This is a genomic window from Spirosoma endbachense, from assembly GCF_010233585.1.
Classification (GTDB): domain Bacteria; phylum Bacteroidota; class Bacteroidia; order Cytophagales; family Spirosomataceae; genus Spirosoma; species Spirosoma endbachense.
This window is the reverse complement of sequence record NZ_CP045997.1, coordinates 58933-74082: the sequence shown is the minus strand read 5'-3', so window position 1 is coordinate 74082 and position 15150 is coordinate 58933. Positions and strand designations below refer to the sequence as shown.

8 protein-coding genes are annotated in these 15150 nt (G+C 50.2%); 1 reads left to right on the top strand and 7 read right to left on the bottom strand.

Features of this window, described 5'->3' with window-relative positions; translation table 11 throughout:
- Positions 1–80 precede the first annotated feature (80 nt).
- The 3 genes from GJR95_RS00230 to GJR95_RS00220 form a co-directional block, all read right to left on the bottom strand.
- A complete protein-coding gene (locus tag GJR95_RS00230; RefSeq protein ID WP_162383974.1) occupies positions 81–842 on the bottom strand; it encodes an SGNH/GDSL hydrolase family protein in 762 nt (253 codons plus the stop codon).
- A 67-nt stretch (positions 843–909) separates the two neighbouring features.
- Complete coding sequence (locus tag GJR95_RS00225) at positions 910–3255, bottom strand: heparinase II/III domain-containing protein (protein ID WP_162383973.1); 2346 nt, start codon at positions 3253–3255, stop codon at positions 910–912.
- Between the two features lie 27 nt (positions 3256–3282).
- Positions 3283–5253 carry a glycoside hydrolase family 127 protein gene (locus GJR95_RS00220; RefSeq protein WP_232541034.1) on the bottom strand — a complete coding sequence of 657 codons (1971 nt, stop codon included), beginning with the start codon at positions 5251–5253 and terminating at the stop codon, positions 3283–3285.
- 258 nt (positions 5254–5511) lie between these two features.
- On the opposite strand from GJR95_RS00220, the gene GJR95_RS00215 reads away from it, so the two are divergent.
- On the top strand, positions 5512–6384 hold the full coding sequence (locus GJR95_RS00215; protein WP_162383972.1) for an AraC family transcriptional regulator: 873 nt from the start codon (positions 5512–5514) through the stop codon (positions 6382–6384).
- A gap of 20 nt (positions 6385–6404) precedes the next feature.
- On the opposite strand, the gene GJR95_RS00210 is transcribed toward GJR95_RS00215, so the two are convergent.
- The 4 genes from GJR95_RS00210 to GJR95_RS00195 all read right to left on the bottom strand — a co-directional run bounded on the left by GJR95_RS00210 (position 6405) and on the right by GJR95_RS00195 (position 14977).
- On the bottom strand, positions 6405–7499 hold the full coding sequence (locus tag GJR95_RS00210; RefSeq protein WP_174260174.1) for an NHL repeat-containing protein: 1095 nt from the start codon (positions 7497–7499) through the stop codon (positions 6405–6407).
- A 33-nt stretch (positions 7500–7532) separates the two neighbouring features.
- On the bottom strand, positions 7533–8981 hold the full coding sequence (locus GJR95_RS00205; RefSeq protein ID WP_162383970.1) for a DUF1501 domain-containing protein: 1449 nt from the start codon (positions 8979–8981) through the stop codon (positions 7533–7535).
- Between the two features lie 56 nt (positions 8982–9037).
- The gene (locus GJR95_RS00200) at positions 9038–12292 is read right to left on the bottom strand and encodes a DUF1553 domain-containing protein (protein ID WP_162383969.1); all 3255 of its coding nucleotides are present in this window, start codon (positions 12290–12292) and stop codon (positions 9038–9040) included.
- A 210-nt stretch (positions 12293–12502) separates the two neighbouring features.
- Positions 12503–14977, bottom strand: coding sequence for a glycoside hydrolase family 95 protein (locus tag GJR95_RS00195; protein WP_162383968.1), 2475 nt, complete (start codon positions 14975–14977; stop codon positions 12503–12505).
- Positions 14978–15150 lie beyond the last annotated feature (173 nt).

Genomic DNA, 15150 nt, shown 5'->3' with positions numbered 1-15150 from the left:
ATAAGTAAAAAAATGCGCTGTTTCTGATGATTGAGTTGGTGTATGATAGGGTTGATAGTTCGTATCCAATTCCAGGATTTCTACCGATATTTTTTCAGGAATCGAAGCCGCGAGCTTGCCTGTTTAATCCACTCCCTGGCCATTAATTCGTGCGCAAAAACCGTCGGATGAATACCGTCCCATATCCAGTATTCTGCCGGAGTGTTTTTCATCGCCTTGTCGAATACGGCCGGATAATCCACCAAAACCGCTTCAAATTCGGTGGCCAGTTTTCGAACGACCTCCTGCCGTTTGGTCGTGTCGTCGCGCCAGAGTTCCCAGTTCTCCTTTCGCTTGCCGACTGGATACACAAAGGGAATGCCCAGTACAAACAACGTAGCCGGATTCTGGCTTTTACTGTCGGTGAGCAGTTGACGATAGACGGTTTCGAATTGCTCGCTACTCATGGCTTCGGCTGGCTTATTCACGACAGCAGCGGTATCGTTAATGCCAATCAATATACTCAGCACATTGGGTTTAAGATCCAGCGTATCGGCTTGCCAGCGTTTCTCCAAATCAGACACTTTGTTGCCACTAATACCCCGATTATAAAACGTGAATCCATTTTCCGGAAAGTCAGCTCCGATTCGACTGGCAATTGAAAAGGCATATCCGTGCCCCAGAATATGGTTTGGATCCGTGTTCCGGCCCCGATTCCCATCCGTAATGGAGTCGCCCTGAAACAGAAACACGAGTCCGGTTTCTTCGGCGTTTCGATCATGATGATTTCGCGTTAAACCGGGTGCCAAACCGGACAATGCCGATACTTGAAGGAAGGTTCGCCTTGGTAGTTTATGAGGCATATGGATTTTCGTTTATAGGAGAACGGCTTGACCGACCCAATCGCATAAAGCTACTAAGTCCAACGGTCTAATTCCCGTTCTCAACCCGCACCCGTAACTGCCCTTTCTCATATACCGGCTTCAGAGGCTGATGATTGAGGATAAAGGTGTCGGGCGTTTTCGGAAATCGGAAACTGGCATTGATCAGCGGCTGGCCCTGCACGATCAAATTCAGCTTATTGCCGTCTTTGCGGGCCATCATAAACACTTTCGACAATGAGCTAAATACCGTTTCCTGATTTTTCCGAACATAACTCCCGTAGGCCATAAAATAGTCGTTTACCTCATCGGGGCCAGCCACGGTTGGGGATGATCCGCTGCCCCGCTGCCCATCGGTATGGTCGGGATACGTAATTCCGAATAGATACGCATCGGTTTCCCAGCCGTTGAACTGATTCACACTGTTGAGGTGCATGATGCGACCGTCGGCCAGCAGATTCAGGTAAATTTCCGAGATTTTTCCGTGTTGTTTAATCCGTACACCCTGCATGGTTTCGCTGTGCAGCCGTTCAATAATTGGCAGATCTTTATCGTCAGGCGATTCTTTCAGAATAATGGCCGTGATGAATTTCGTTTGCTTCACCTGTTCTGGGTAATCAATCGAATAATAAAGTTCGGTCGGATGCTGTGGGTCGCGGGCTTTCGGCGCTGTCACTTCAGTCAGTTTCATTTTCTCCGGAAAATCATGATCGAAGCCCGTCTGTACCAGCGTTTCAGGAAAAAGCGGTCGTACCAGTACTGACGATTTTCCCTTCACAATGCTGATATCACCACCAACCTTTTTTGACTCTCCCCCCGGATGCAGAAGCCACTGAAATTTACCCGTTTCGTAAGCTTTCACATCGTCGATGATCAGAATTACCTTATCCAGCCAGAGATAATGCCGGAAGTTCCGGGAAAAGTTGGCTGAAGTTGGGCCCGTTCCGTTGGCCATAATGTATTTCATGTCGCCCGCGTCCATCAACTCGCTGAGTTTGCCGCTCAGCGGTGAACCGTTGTACTGCTGTTCTTTCGGCTGTGCCTTCCCGTTAAACAAAATCACGTTATGTGCCTGACTCTGAAAGAAATACTCCGGGTAATCTTTCGACCCATACCAGCTATTCCCGGCATCTTTAATGATGTCTTCGCCCTTGTGAAACAGGATAAACGAGTTGGCATCAGCGTGCGAATGGTTCCAGGTATAACCCGATTTTACGCCCAGCATCGTAGCGTCCCGCTCCCATGAAGTACGCATACTGGCCCAGTTCATATCGGCAAACAACGCCGAAGTTGCCAGATTGGGAAGTTTAGGAGCCTTACTCATGTCAGGCTGGTAGACCAGACCAATCGGCGTATTCGGAAAAAGGCCCTCCCGATGCTGACCATTTGTTAGCTGGTTCATATACCACAAATCATTGGGATTATCGCTTCCCAGGGCATACAGCAGTTTCACCGGCCGATCGGCTGAAACCGTCAATTCACCATCACCAAAGTTCAGTGAATACAACGGTCCCGTTCGCGGGTATGATACGTGCGCAAAGAAATCGTCCAGTTTTTTCAAGGCACCCAGATCAGGCTGTTTTTTCCCCGGAAAGGTATTGGTGTAGGCCAGCCGAAAAAACAGGTATTCCGACGAGCCGAAAGCGGCATAGTTCACACTTTCGTACATGCCTCCCGTACGGTCAAACGTTCTGGGCTTGGCCTGAAGCTGATCGCCACTGAACCGCATCCATTCTTCCGATGCCTTCATTACCGTTTCGGCCCAGTCGGCGGCTTCGGGCTGGTCATCGAGAATGGCCAGAGACGCTATGCCCGCCATATCGACGCAGGCACTCCACCAGTTGTGGCCCATCGAGTTGAGCGTATGGATGCGCGTTTCGGGCAAAACCCAGTCATTCAGCGCTGGTTTAATACCGTTTCGCACCACGCCATCGACAATGATTTTCCGTTCGTCTTTGGTGAGCGTGTTGTAAATAGCATCGTAGCCAATAGCCACCGACCAGCATCGATCCGCCGTTTGAAGATCTGATGTCCAGGGCGGATTCCGGTTCATCATCTCCTGATTCGACCAGGTGGGTTGGCTACACAACCGAATCAGTATGCCTTTGACTTTATCGGCATACTTCTTCTCAGTGGTCATCAGGTAGGCCAGAGCTAACCACTCGATCTTCGTTCGGGCCTGTCCGTCGCCACGATCACCGTTTGTCAGCAGGTTATCGGCTTCCTGCCTGATATCGTTCCAGTTATGGGCAATTGCCGTATCGGTTTTGATGCGATTAGTCAGCGTCGCCAATCGCTCTTTACTGAAGAACAAATAGGGGTGCGACGGCTTTTGAGCGAAAATGGGGATCGATAACGTGATCCAGGCGAGTATGCCAAAAAGAACTGATTTCATGTGTTTCGGGACGATGGGCCTTACCTGTTAGTTCAAATCCCAGTACACCACGTAGCGTTGACGATGCACTTTGTAATAGGGTTCCAGTTCTACCACTTTCCCTTCAGTGGTATTGGCGGTTTCAAATGTTAAGGGTTTTCCGGCAACCGGCTTCAGCCAGTCGGTGATCTTCTTCCCCTGGGTATTGATCGTATGGCTCAGGCTGGCTGGAATGGTATAATCGTAGCCATAATATTGATAGGGATCTTCGGGATCATGAAACGGAGCCGTGCCTTTCATATTTTCCGTACCCATTTCGCCTGCCAACAGCACAGGGCCGTAGGCAATGGCTGATACCTTTGGATTGTCGGGTGTGGCGACTAACCGTAGGCTCATTGGGTACTTAATTTCTACCTGATCCCCATCCTTCCAGGTCCGGTCGATGATGATGTAGCTACCCGGTTGCTGCGCAATTTTCAGGGCCTTACCATTCACGTTTATAGTCGCTCCGGCTGTTGCCCAGGCAGGGTAACGGAGGTAAAGCGGCATACGAACAGTCTCCTTCGTCTGAATCGTCAGTCGGGTGGTTTCCTCCTCAGGGTAGTTCGTTTCCTGCGTAATTTTCACCCCTTTGTCAGCCCAGTTTACTTCCGACGGAATAAAGAGGTTCACGTAAATGCCTTTGTCGTCGTGGTAGTAAATACTCTCACCGTATTTGGAATGGCTTTCAAAACCCGATCCGACACAGCACCAGAACGACTGATCGGGTGTGCTGTAGAGTCGGTACGCTCCCGGTTTCATCGGAGTGAAATAGCACACCATTCCCGACTCAGGGTCCTGCTGGCCCAGAATGTGGTTATAGAGAGCCTGTTCATAATAATCGGCATATTTCTCGTCGGCCGACCAGGTGAACAGGTGCCGGGTCAGCTTAAGCATGTTGTAGGTATTGCAGGTTTCGCTGGTGTTACCGGTCAGGTGTTCCGAGATTTTTCCCGGTTCAAAAAAGTGTTCTTTGTCGCTATTGCCGCCGTGGGCGTACGTGTGATCCCGAATGACCGTATTCCAGAAGAAAGTAGCGGCCGTTTTCGCTTTCTCATTACCCGTCAGTTCATAGTCTCGCGCTTCGCCGACCAGTTTAGGAATCACTGTGTTAGCGTGCAGTTTATTCAGATTATCCTTCCCGTTTTCCAGTGGTTCGAGCGCAGCTTTATGATAAAATAACTGAGCGAGTTTGAGGTGATCCGGGTTTGCGGTAACAGCATACAGGTTTAAAAAAGCATCATTCATACCGCCAAACTCGTTCCGCAACATTTTCTGTAACTGCTCCGGGCTCAGTGGCGACAGTTTTTTAGCCGCCCAGGATGCCATTCTGGTTTCGATGTCGAGCGCCTGCTGATTACCGGCATAGGTATACATATCGGTGAGGCCAGCGAACAGTTTGTGTAAGGTATACCAGGGAGCCCACACGCTGGTAGCCGCAATAGTTCGATCGATGTACTGTTGCGGATAGGCACTCAGATACCCCTCCTGATTCAATACCTTTTGCACGTCGCCCAGAGCCATAACCAGGCTATCGCCTTTTTTACGGAATGCTTCATTGCCGGTAGACGCATACTGCAATGACAGCCCTGACAAAATATGACCAATACTATGTCCACGCAACTCCATGTCCAATCCTTCCCAGCCGCCCAATGGTTTCGGCATTTTGGTAATGCTACCGGGTTTAGGCGTATTCATACCAGCGTTAACCCGAAAGCTATGCATCAGTCGTTCGACGGGTAGCGAAAGCAGCCACTGTCCTTCCCGATCCATATTCTCCTTAAACGGTCCTCTCGTTATTCGAACATCCTGAAGATTAAAGCTGTACGCTTTGATTGGGGCCTTCATGGATACTTTCTGCTTATCGCTGGCCTGTCCAGGGTATTGAGCCTGTGACGACACCGAACAGACTAGACAAGCTACTATTAGTTTATACGAAATGGGCCATTTTGATACGCGAAATGCCGGGTTATTCATCATGACTAAAAAGCTGTGCACGGATCAGCTTATTTGCATCGATCCTTCATCAGTAAATAGTACCAGAGTTATTCCGAATACCCTCCCAACCTTTAAATTATTCGTTTGTCAGGCAGGCAATCAATTGTGATCGACCCTAAGAAGTGACATTGGTCTTGACAAAAAACGGGTAGGGAGTCAGTATGGCCGACTTATAGTCATTCGGCGTTTATCTGAATCCGACATTAGCTACTCCTCCAAACCGGAACAATTCATCCGACCATGTACGACATCGTCAAAAATCTGAAGTTGGGTTTGCTTCACATCGGCTTTATCCAGCTAGACGAACGATGGCAATATGACAACGTGATCAGTCCATTTTCACGACTTTACCTCATCACAGACGGCGAAGGGTGGGTATGGCACAACGGAGAGAAATTTGTGCTGAGACCGGGCTCGCTGTACCTGATTCCGAGCTTTACCTACAGCCGTTATCATTGCGACCGGTTTCTGGAACAATATTACATCAGCTTCTTCGATGAAATGAGTGAAGGCTTGTCGATCTACGACCTGAAGTCAATGGCGTATGAAACGAACGCTAATGAACTGGATTACCGACTGATGGAACGCCTGCTGGCGCTGAATCCTGGCCGAACAATTAAAGAAGCAGACCCTAAAACGTACGATAATCGTCCAGAAGTATTGAGCTTTAACCAGCCTAAACCGAACCAGTCAACAAGCCAGTATGTTGAAACGCACGGTATATTGCTACAGCTTTTTTCGCGTTTTTTCGCTTCTGAAAACGACCAGGATCGGCAGCGGGCCAAAGGATTTCACCAACTGGCGGTTGTTTTACAATACATCGACAGTCATCTCCACGAAAAGCTTACGGTCGAGCAACTGGCCAGTAATGCGAATCTGAATGCCGATTATTTCTCCCGCCTGTTTCTGAGTATCGTGGGCATACGCCCCGTCGATTACATCATCAACAAGCGATTGGAACGGGCTCAGCTCCTGATGATGACCTCGTCGAGTGCCCTGAAAGAAATCGCCGAATCGGTTGGTATTCCGAGCATTTATTACTTTTCACGTCTGTTTAAACGCCGGTTTGGTATCCCGCCCGGTCAGTATCGGGAAACGATCTGGACCATGTAACAGGTGGTCGATTGATTACTCTACACGCGCTCCAGCTTAATGGGATAGGTCCGGTTGGCATTCCATTGGCAAACGTATAAATTCTGGTCTTCGTCCACACAGACATCGTGCCCGTGGTAAAACGTATTGCCATCCTGAAAGAGCTGTTGCAGCGCGCCATTGTTATACACTGGCGCGGTTCCGCCCGGATTTGAGACGACTCGATTGTTCTTATCCAGAATCGTTACGAAGCCTGAATTGTCGAAACGTTTTCCCGTTTCCCGCGATTTCGACCAGCATACACCCGCGTAGATATTCTCGCCGTGAACAACGGGTCGGCAAACGTATGCCCCCGGTAACTGAACGGTTTCGAGGTACTTACCGTCGAGCGTAAAAAACTTGAATGCGTTATCCTCCCGCGATGTGCAAATGAGCTTAGGATGATTCGGTTGGCGCAAATCGACCGCTACGCCATGTGCGTTGTTGAGGTTATGATCAGGATTAGCGTTGGCATGTCCACCAAAATGCCGGATATACTGACCCTGGTGATTGTACTGGATAATGTAATCAGAGCCATAGCCGTCGGCCACATAAAAATCGCCATTGGGTGCCACAGCCACTTCCGTTGGCATAAACTTTTGTTCTGGCTTATAAACGCCAATCGTTGACGGATGACCGATACTGAAAATAAGGCTTCCATCGACGGTTGTCTTGAAAATCCCACCTGACTGCGCATGCCACTTGTTGTCTCTTCCGAAAAAATAGCCGCAATCCGTGATGAAGAGAACATCTTCTCCGCCCTCCTTCGCCAGTGTCAGCCCGTGCCCACCCGGATAGCGGGTTCCCCAGGAATCGAGCAGTTTGCCCGACCGATCATAAATCAAGACATTGTTCTTCACCTCATCATTGATCATGATTAGCCGCCCTTTCGAGTCACTGACCATTTCGTGACAATTGAAGACCGGTGTTTTGGCCGGATCGAGAACACCCCATTCTTTATTGACCCGGTAGCGGTAGTTACCATGACCGATTATCTCGTGGTCCTGATTACGGGCGTAGCCGACGAGGTTCACGGCAAGCGAACCAGCCACTACGGCGGTGGACTGTTTCAGAAAGGTTCTGCGGGTCTGATTCATGGTCAATTTCAGGTAGCTTAGTTTTTAGACTGATCAGGCCATAATTCCCTTTACAAGTTTTCCCTCTACATCCGTTAGCCGAAAGCGACGGCCCTGAAATTCGAAAGTCAGTTTCTCGTGATCGATGCCCATCAGGTGTAACAACGTAGCCTGAAAATCATGCACATGTACCGGATTATGGGCGATATTATAGCCAAATTCGTCGGTTTCGCCGTAGGTAATGCCGGGTTTGATACCACCACCTGCCATCCAGATCGTAAAACAACGCGGGTGATGATCACGGCCGTAGTTGTCTTTCGTAAGCTTTCCCTGCGAGTAGTTCGTCCGGCCAAATTCTCCACCCCACACCACTACCGTATCATCCAGCAAGCCGCGCTGTTTAAGGTCCTGAACCAGAGCCGCCGACGGCTGATCAGTCGCTTTGCATTGGCGAACAAGACCCTTTGGCAAGTTACTATGCAGGTCCCAGCCCTGGTGATAAAGCTGAACGAATTTCACATCCCGCTCCAGCAATCGCCTTGCCATCAGGCAGTTGGCCGCGAACGTACCCGGATTGCGGGCCTCTGGCCCATAAAGATCAAACACCCAGTCGGGCTCGTCAGACAGGTCGTTCACATCCGGAACCGAGGTTTGCATCCGAAAGGCCATCTCATACTGAGCAGTATGGTTGGCCACTTCCGGATCGCCGTAAAGTTCCTCCTGTACCTGATTCAGATCTTTCAGGGCATCGAGCATGTTACGCCGATCGGTTGTTGTATAGCCGTTCGGATTATTGAGGTATAGAACAGGGTCAGAACCGGAGCGAAACTGAACACCCTGATGTTTTGAAGGCAGAAATCCATTCCCCCACAACCGGGCGTAAAGCGGCTGATCCTGTGGCGCATTTTTGGAAACCAGCACAATAAAAGCCGGTAGGTTTTCATTGGCCGAGCCAAGCCCATAACTGATCCAGGCACCAATGCTGGGTCGTCCGGCCAGTTGATTACCCGTCTGGAAGAACGTCAGTGCCGGGTCGTGGTTGATCTGCTCGGTAAACATGGACTTGATGAAACACAACTCATCGGCGACCTTGCTCGTATATGGCATCAGTTCGCTGACCCACGCGCCACTTTTGCCATGCTGGGCAAACTGATAGGGTGAGCTCACCAACGGCAGCGACGATTGCTGGGCACTCATGCCGGTAAGTCGCTGGCCTTTCCGCACCGAATCAGGCAGGTCTTTACCGTGCATTTTTTGCAGGTATGGCTTATAATCGAATAGTTCCAACTGCGATGGGCCACCGCTCTGGCACAAATACACGATCCGTTTCGCTTTCGGAGCCCGATGCGGAACCAATGGCAGTTGCTCGGGAGATGGAGTTGAAAACAGATTACGCGGCAATAATGAACCCAGTGCCAATGAGCCTAAACCCAATGACGCTTTTGTCAGAAACGACCGCCGGTTCACTGTATCGGCCAATTGTTGTGCAAGTTTCTTGTTCATTGCGTTTTTTGGATTCATGCCAACCGGCCGAAGGGGCACGTTCGGCCAGTTAATCGTCAATGTTTCGTCACAAAGGCTTCTGAATTCATTACAGTACTGGCCACTACGGCTCCGGCTGCCAGGGCGGGCATATCGGTTATGTTAGCTGGTTTATGCGCTCCGGCCTGAATCCAGCCCCGAACCTTAGCCGGAGACTTCCGAAATTTCTGATACTCCTGCCCATAAAGTCGGGTCAGAATCGCCAACTCTCTGGTGGTCGGTTTTCGGCTGGTTAACAGTTGAAAACTGTAGGTCAACTGGTCTGGCAGAGACTGATAGTGAGTCAGCGACTGCTGGGCAACTACGCTGGCCGCTTCGACAAACTGCGGATCGTTCAGCAGAATCAGCGCTTGTAGCGGTGTACTGGTTTTTTGCCGTTGCACGACGCAATAGCTGCGCGAAGGTGCATCGAAGGTATTCATCGACGGTGGAGGATTGGTTCGTCGCCAGAACGTATACAAGCTGCGACGGAAAAGATTTTCGCCTTTATCCTGCTTATACACATCGTCATTTACTGCCCACAAACCCGCTGGCTGGTAAGGCTTCACGCTTGGCCCGCCCATTTTAGCCGACAACAAGCCACTGGCGGCCAGGGCGTTATCGCGAATCATTTCTGCCGTTAAGCGGGAAGATGGTCCGCGTGATAACCATGTATTTTCCGGGTCATGCTGAAATCCTTCGCGGCTGGCGTGGGACGATTGGCGATATGTGGCCGACATAACGATCAGTTTCTGCATCGCTTTCATATTCCAGCGGTCCGTTGCATTTCTACCATCCCGAAACGTGATGGCCAGCCAGTCTAGTAGTTCGGGGTGCGTAGGCAATCCTCCCTGATTGCCAAAATTATTGGACGATTTCTGGAGACCGGTTCCGAAGTACGTTTGCCAGTAGCGATTCACTACAACACGGGCCGTCAGCGGATTATCAGGATGAAGGAGCCATTTTGCCAGCCCTAGTCGGTTCCGTGGAAATTCCGGCGAAAAAGGCAGAATACTGGCCGGTACATCGGGGCGTACCCGTTGACCATGTGCGTCGTAAACACCACGTTTAAGCAGGAAGGTAGGCCGGGGTGTTTTCATCTCCTCCATCACCATTAATTCCGGGATGGCTTCTACAAGCTTATTACGCTCTGTTCGAAGCTGTTGTAAGGCTGTTTGCTGCTGCTGATAAGCCAATGATCTGGTTGACAGGTAGTAGGGAAACGATACGTTTGCGTCGGTCACGGTTGCCTGACGGGTGGCCAAAGTCCCGGTAGTAGTTGCCAGCATGGACACTTCAGCAGCCGTGAGTTCACGGCCGTAGACAACCAGCTCATCGACCAATCCATTTTTAAAACCGGCTCCCCTCATATCGGCACCTACCTGCAAACCGGGCTGTTCTTTCCCTAAATGCGTGCCTTTGGGCCAGATGATGTCCTTGTACAGATTGTCTTTTTCCGTGATCATCGACGCTTCTTTGCCATCGATATACAGCTTCAGGCCACGGGCTTTGCTCGACCCATCGTAGGTCATGGTCAGGTGAATCCATTGTTGCTTCGGCAACAATGCCTGACTAATCCTGACGATATTGTTGTACGGCCAGGTGTGGGCCATCAGTAATTCGGCTTTCCGCTCGCGGATGTTCAGAAAATAGCCCCTGAAATTGTACAGAATATCACCCTGTCCTTTGTGTAAAATCACGCCCTTGTTCAGCTCTTTAGGAATATTCACCCACACACCGATCGAAAATGGCTGCGCCCGATGAAAAATACCCACTTTGCCGAGGCTCAGAATATCATCGCCATTGGATTGAAATGCCTGCCCGAACTTGCCCGCAGCCAGTACCGGATCGACCACAGTTCCTTTATCTGTTCCTGAAACCTCACTTACGAACTTCCCATTGACCAGCTTATCGAAGGTAAATCGAGCCTGAAGCCCGGTCTGGGGAGCAAACGAGATTACATTATCTGCCTCTTTCCGCCATTGTTCAAAGGCTGGCTTTTCGGTCTGAACGGTTTTGGCAAGGGTCGTTTCCGCCGTTTTGATCTTCGTATCGATATAAGTCAGCAGACTATCCTGTTTCTTTTCGGTCAGCAGCAGGGTAGGCACCGGTATGGCATCGTCCCACGAAATCTGTCCGGCCTCATCAACATTGTTAAAAAACGCAAACAGGCTATAATAATCCTTCTGCGAAATCGGGTCAAATTTGTGGTCGTGGCAACGGGCACATTCCACCGTCATACCCAGCATGGCCGTACCCAGCGTGTTGGTGCGGTCAGCCACATATTCAACCCGAAATTCTTCGTTAATAATCCCCCCTTCCATATTCTGGGAGTGGTTCCGGTTGAAACCTGTCGCCAGCCGCTGCTCACGCGTTGGCTGTGGCAGCAAGTCACCGGCCAGTTGCCAGGTAATGAATTGGCTAAACGGCCGGTTTTGGTTGAACGATTGAATGACCCAATCCCGCCATGGCCACATCGACCGATAACGATCCACTGTATAGCCGTGCGTGTCGGCATATCGGGCCAGGTCCAGCCAGTCGACAGCCATTTTTTCGCCGTAATGGGGTGATTGTAACAATCGGTTGACCACTTTTTCGTACGCATTCGGCGATTTGTCGGCCAGAAATGCGTCTCTTTCGTCCAGGGTTGGCGGTAAACCCGTCAGGTCGAGCGACACCCGGCGCAGCAGCGTTTCTTTATCGGCTTCAGGCGCAGGTTTCAGCCCTTTCTCCTCCATTTTATGGAGTGTAAAATAATCAATGGCGTTTTTAGGCCAGCGCTTATCCTGTACATCAGGTAGTTTTGATTTTTCTGGCTTGATGAGCGCCCAGTGCTGTTTATAGTCCGCACCTTGCTCAATCCATTTGATGAGTACGGCCTTTTCGTAAGTCGACAGTACGCGGTTAGATGCTTTAGGCGGCATCATCTCCTGTTCATCGGCGGTAATAATCCGATGGTATACTTCGCTTTTGTCCAGATCACCGGGAACAATGGCATGCTTGTGTCTGGCTTTTTTTAAGGCTGCCAGGGCTCCTTCACGGGTGGCCAGTTCCAGACCGGCTTTCTGACTGTTTTTGTCTGGGCCATGGCAGAAAAAGCACTTATCCGAGAGAATGGGTTTAACGTGTAGGTTGTAATCGACCGTTTCGGGGAGCTTATCCGCCAGGTTGGCAATGTCGGCGGGTTTTTCGACAGAACTACAGGCTTGCAAGAGCACAGCAGTACAGAAACAAGTAAGCCCTAGCAGCAAGAGACTGGAACGGATTTGTTTCGTAAGTCCTGTGTTTTTCATTGGCTCTACTAGATTAGGCCTTTCGCGATTAGCCGTACTGGCGCATTAGCTGCTTACAGCTAACTTAATTTTTTATTGTCTGATCACCAGCAAAAGTAGGATTTAAGTAAGCCAAAGAAAATACACAAATAAGAGGTTGTTTTACACAAATCCGACTTATGTATTCGTATGGAAGTCAACTATACTTAGACTTCCATACGAACGGATCGACTAGTTGTTGAGAACCAGCGTGTAGCTTTTGCCGGGCTGCGTCGCAAAATCATAGACTGGCCCAATAAACGGCTTCTTCATGATAAGCTGGGCCTGGGGCGAAATGATTGGGTCTTTGATAGCCAGTGTCTGATAAAATGGATTCGGGTTGTCGGCACCATTAAGCACCGTAGTGAATCCATTTGCCTTCAATTCGTTCGGAACCCGAATTCGGCAGTTTCCACCTAACGTAGATTTTATTATGACTTTGGCCACTTTGCCATTTTTCCACTCAAGAGATGTAATCTCGAAACCACCCCGTGCCCGCAGGCCGCTGATGCTTCCATTCTGCCAGCGGTCGGGCAAGGCCGGTAACAAATGAATAGCACCGTCATGACTCTGCATGATCATTTCGGCTATTCCGGCCGTGCAGCCAAAATTACCATCGATCTGAAACGGCGGATGCGCATCGAACAAGTTTGTATAGGTGCCTCCTCCCTGCTGTGAACCAACCGGCGACAGTTGATTGGTAATCAGCTTATAAGCCCGATTCCCGTCCAGAAGCCGCGCCCACCAGTTCACTTTCCAACCCATTGACCAGCCCGTGGAAACATCGCCCCGCTGCTCAAGCGTGTTGCGTGCTGCCGTGAACAGCTGAGGAGTACGGTAGGCCGACAATTGCGCCGATGGGTACAGGCCATACAGGTGTGAAATATGCCGGTGCTTGTCGTCGGGGCTGTCCAGATCGTCGATCCACTCCTGCAACTGGCCATGCTTACCAACCTGCATTGGCGGCAACTGAGCCAGTTTAGACGCTACTATCCTGACAAAATCGGCATCAATGTTGAGCGCTTTGGCCGCCCGGATGGTACTGGTAAAAATGTCGAAGACAATCTGATTGTCCATCGTTACACCAGCGTCAATCGAGGTTTTGGGCCGGGTCGACGGCGCGTTTTCGGGTGACATACCGGGGCAAACAACCAGATAATGATGATTGGGATCTTCGACCAGATAGTCAACAAAGAACTCAGCGGCCCCTTTTATGGCTGGATAAACCGACTTCAGGTACTTTTTATCGCCCGAGTACTGGTATTTTTCCCACAGGTGCTGGCTGAGCCAGGCACCGCCCATTGGCCACATCGCATAATAAATTGGGTCGACAGGACCCGTAATACGCCAGAGATCGGTGTTGTGATGGGCAACCCACCCTTTGGCTCCATACATAACCCGCGCGGTTTCCTGACCCGTCTGCGACAACTCATTCACCATCTTCACCAGCGGCTCATGCAACTCGGTCAGGTTCGTGACTTCGGCAGGCCAGTAGTTCATTTCGGTGTTGATATTGATCGTATACTTGCTATCCCAGGGCGGGCTCATCTCATCATTCCAGAGTCCTTGCAGCGTTGCAGGCTGCCCCTGAACCCCATTGCGCCCCGCCTGAGAAGCCGAAATCAGCAGATACCGCCCAAACTGAAAATACAGCGATACCAATTCCGGATCATTGCCCGACGCAAACTGTTTAATGCGTTCGTCGGTGGGAAGTTTAGCAGCATCGGCAGAACTGCCCAGATTCAGTTTTACACGGTTGAAATAACGCTGATAAGCCCCAACGTGGTTATTCAGAATAGTCGAAAAAGAGCGCTTGATGGCCAGATTCAGGTATTTATCGGCCAGTGCCTGCGGGTCGGCAGTGAGAGTTTTATAATCGACGAAATTGGTTGCCATCGATACGTAAAGCGTAGCGGCATTGGCGCCACTCACCACGACCGACGTATCGGTTTTGCTGGTTTGACCACCCTCCGGCATGACCTGTATATGGGCATTAAAGCGCACCTGGCCCTTCACGCCCTCGTGATCGCTGGTGGTACCTATTAGCACGAGCTTATTCTTTCCTTCGATGGTTTGCTGGGTTTGCTGCGGGCTGTTCAGAAAAGCTGCAAACGATAACTTGCCGGGCTTATCGGCAGTCAATCGAACAACAATGACCTGGTCAGGTACCGACGCAATCACCTGACGCGTATAACGCACGCCATCAACCGTATATGACGTTGTAGCGATTGCTTTTTCAATATCCAGATCACGGTAATAATTGCTGTACGACTGATGATTCGGAAAATTCAGCAGGAGGTTACCGACCGGCTGATATTTCATACCGTTGATTTTGGTCGACTGGATTTTCTCGCTCGCCAGTTTCTGCGCTTCGTCCTGCTTCCCCTCAAAAATTAATTTCCGAATTGTCGGTAAAGCGGCCAGAGCTTCCGGATTGTCGTTGCGGTTTGGCCCGCCCGACCAAACTGTCGCTTCATTTAGTTTAATGATTTCCTGCTCGGGATTTCCGTAAACCATCGCCCCTAATCGACCATTACCAACAGGCAAGGCATTAGTCCAGGTGGTTCCGGCCGGTTGTTTGTACCAGAGTTTTAAAGCATTAGGCTGCTGGGCAAGTGTCGACAGGGAAATGCAGAGAAGACAAAGGGTTACTCGAAAGATCGTCATAATGGATAGTCAGGCTGTATACTGGCTATGTTGAATGAGTCAATTTTCGTATTTTTTTACCCGTCCCGGCCTAATTTTATTCGTAGCAATCTGATAGTCAGCGCAGAGTTACACGAAAGCCGTATGCCAAGATTATTTTGCAAACGCCCTTCTCCACTATCTTTTAGGCCTTT

Bases quoted from the DNA above. Each gene is read 5' to 3' on its own strand.
- GJR95_RS00215 (WP_162383972.1), top strand. From the start codon at position 5,512: ATGTACGACATCGTCAAAAATCTGAAGTTGGGTTTGCTTCACATCGGC.
- GJR95_RS00230 (WP_162383974.1), bottom strand. From the start codon at position 842: ATGCCTCATAAACTACCAAGGCGAACCTTCCTTCAAGTATCGGCATTG.
- GJR95_RS00210 (WP_174260174.1), bottom strand. From the start codon at position 7,499: ATGAATCAGACCCGCAGAACCTTTCTGAAACAGTCCACCGCCGTAGTG.
- GJR95_RS00220 (WP_232541034.1), bottom strand. From the start codon at position 5,253: ATGATGAATAACCCGGCATTTCGCGTATCAAAATGGCCCATTTCGTAT.
- GJR95_RS00195 (WP_162383968.1), bottom strand. From the start codon at position 14,977: ATGACGATCTTTCGAGTAACCCTTTGTCTTCTCTGCATTTCCCTGTCG.
- GJR95_RS00225 (WP_162383973.1), bottom strand. From the start codon at position 3,255: ATGAAATCAGTTCTTTTTGGCATACTCGCCTGGATCACGTTATCGATC.
- GJR95_RS00205 (WP_162383970.1), bottom strand. From the start codon at position 8,981: ATGAACAAGAAACTTGCACAACAATTGGCCGATACAGTGAACCGGCGG.
- GJR95_RS00200 (WP_162383969.1), bottom strand. From the start codon at position 12,292: ATGAAAAACACAGGACTTACGAAACAAATCCGTTCCAGTCTCTTGCTG.